1 protein-coding gene is annotated in these 2,328 nt (G+C 72.6%); it reads right to left on the bottom strand.

Annotated features, from left to right (window positions below; genetic code table 11):
• Positions 1-79: 79 nt before the first annotated feature.
• Positions 80-2,311: a 1,4-alpha-glucan branching enzyme gene (gene glgB / locus V7E45_RS39865; protein ID WP_333779186.1), complete on the bottom strand. Its 2,232-nt coding sequence runs from the start codon at positions 2,309-2,311 to the stop codon at positions 80-82.
• Positions 2,312-2,328: the final 17 nt, after the last annotated feature.

Here is a 2,328-nt window from a genome sequence, read left to right as displayed (position 1 = left end):
TAGCTACCTACCAGCCCTCTCCGTCGGTCCCGGGCGCCCACCGCCCGGCCCGGCCGGGTGCGGAGCCGCTGCCTCGGCCCTAGGCCGGCCGCAGCCAGACCGTCGACAGGGGCGGCAGGGTCAGCCTGATGCTCGCCGGGCGGCCGTGCCAGGCCTGGGGTTCCGGCTTGACCGCGTCCGGGTTGGCGACGCTCCCGCCGCCGTAGCGGCCCGCGTCGGTGTTCAGCACCTCCACCCAGGCCGGGACGTCCTCGGGGACCCCGATGCGGTAGTCGTGGCGGACCACCGGCGCCAGGTGCGACACCGCCAGCAGCGGGTTGCCGTCGGCGTCCTGCCGCAGGAACGCGAAGACGTTGTCGTCCGCCGCGTCACCGGTGATCCACTGGAAGCCCGCCGGGTCGGTGTCGCGCTGCCACAGCGCCGGGGTCGCGCGGTACAGCCCGTTCAGGTCCCGCACGAGGTCCCGGACACCCCGGTGGTCGGCCGCGGCACCGTAGGACGGGTCGAGCAGCCACCAGTCCGGGCCGTGCGCCTCGGACCACTCGGCTCCCTGGGCGAACTCCTGGCCCATGAACAGCAGTTGCTTGCCGGGGTGGGCCCACATGAAGCCCAGGTAGGCGCGGAGGTCGGCGCGCTGCTGCCACCAGTCGCCGGGCATCTTCGACACCAGGGACCGCTTGCCGTGGACCACCTCGTCGTGGGAGATCGGCAGCACGTAGTTCTCGCTGTACGCGTACACCATCGAGAAGGTCATCTGGTGGTGGTGGTACGCGCGGTGCACGGGGTCGTGGCTCATGTACTCCAGCGAGTCGTGCATCCAGCCCATGTTCCACTTCAGGCCGAACCCGAGCCCGCCGAATCCGCTCGGGCCCTTGTGGTGGGTGGGCCGGGTGACGCCGTCCCAGGCGGTGGACTCCTCGGCGACGGTCACCACTCCCGGGCAACGGCGGTAGACGGTGGCGTTCATCTCCTGGAGGAAGGCCACCGCGTCCAGGTTCTCCCGGCCGCCGTGCTCGTTCGGCGTCCACTGGCCCGGCTCGCGCGAGTAGTCGAGGTAGAGCATCGAGGCGACGGCGTCCACCCGCAGCCCGTCGATGTGGAACTCCTCACACCAGTACACGGCGTTCGCCACCAGGAAGTTGCGCACCTCGCGGCGGCCGAAGTCGAACTCCAGCGTGCCCCAGTCGGGGTGGGCGGCCCGCAGCGGGTCGTGGTGCTCGTACAGCGGACGCCCGTCGAACTCGGCCAGCGCCCACGCGTCGCGCGGGAAGTGCGCCGGCACCCAGTCCATCAGTACGCCGATCCCGGCCTGGTGCAGCCGGTCCACCAGGTACTTGAAGTCGTCCGGTGTGCCGAGCCGGGCCGTCGGCGCGTAGAACCCGGTGACCTGGTAGCCCCAGGAGCCGCCGAAGGGGTGCTCGGCGACCGGCATCAGCTCCACGTGTGTGAAGCCCATCTCCGTCACGTAGGCGGGCAGCTGTTCGGCCAGTTGCCGGTAGGTGAGCCCGGGCCGCCAGGACGGCAGATGGACCTCGTACACCGAGAACGGCGCCTCGTGCACCGGGGTGTCGGCGCGGTGGGCCATCCACTCCCCGTCGTCCCACTCGTGGTGCGAGGCGTCCACGATCGAGGAGGTGGCGGGCGGCACCTCGGTGCGGCGGGCCAGCGGGTCCGCGCGCAGGGTGTGCGAGCCGTCCGGACGGGTGATCTCGAACTTGTAGAGCTCGCCCTCGCCGACGCCCGGCACGAACAGCTCCCACACCCCGGTGCCGCCGAGCGAGCGCATCGGGAAACCGGTGGCGTCCCAGAAGTCGAAGCCGCCCGCGACGCGCACGCCCCGTGCGTTCGGCGCCCAGACCGCGAACCGGGTGCCCGGCACGCCCTGGTGGGTCGTCACGTGTGCGCCGAGTGCCTGCCACAGCTGCTCGTGGCGGCCCTCGCCGATCAGGTGCAGGTCGAGATCGCCGAGCGTGGGCAGGAAGCGATAGGGGTCCTCGGCCTCGTGGACGGCGCCGTCGTACGTCACCAGCAGCCGGTAGGCGGGGACTTCGGTGAGCGGGAGCAACCCGGAGAAGAACCCGTCGCCGTCGTCGTGCAGGTCGGCCCGCAGTTCGCCGGAGACCACGGCGACCGCCTGCGCGTAGGGGCGGAAGACGCGGAAGGCGACCCCGCCGGGCACCGGGTGGGCGCCGAGCACGCCGTGCGGGTCGTGATGGGTGCCGTGCAGCAGCCGCTCGCGGTCACCGGCGTCGATCGCCGGGGAGACGGCCACTTCCGGTGCGGCTTCCGGTGGCGGGGCCGGGGTGGCCACGGCCGCCGGCGCGGGGC

The sequence above is a fragment of the Streptomyces sp. IBSBF 3136 genome (genome assembly GCF_036815105.1).
Lineage (GTDB): Bacteria > Actinomycetota > Actinomycetes > Streptomycetales > Streptomycetaceae > Streptomyces.
This window is presented reverse-complemented; position numbering and strand designations above follow the sequence as displayed.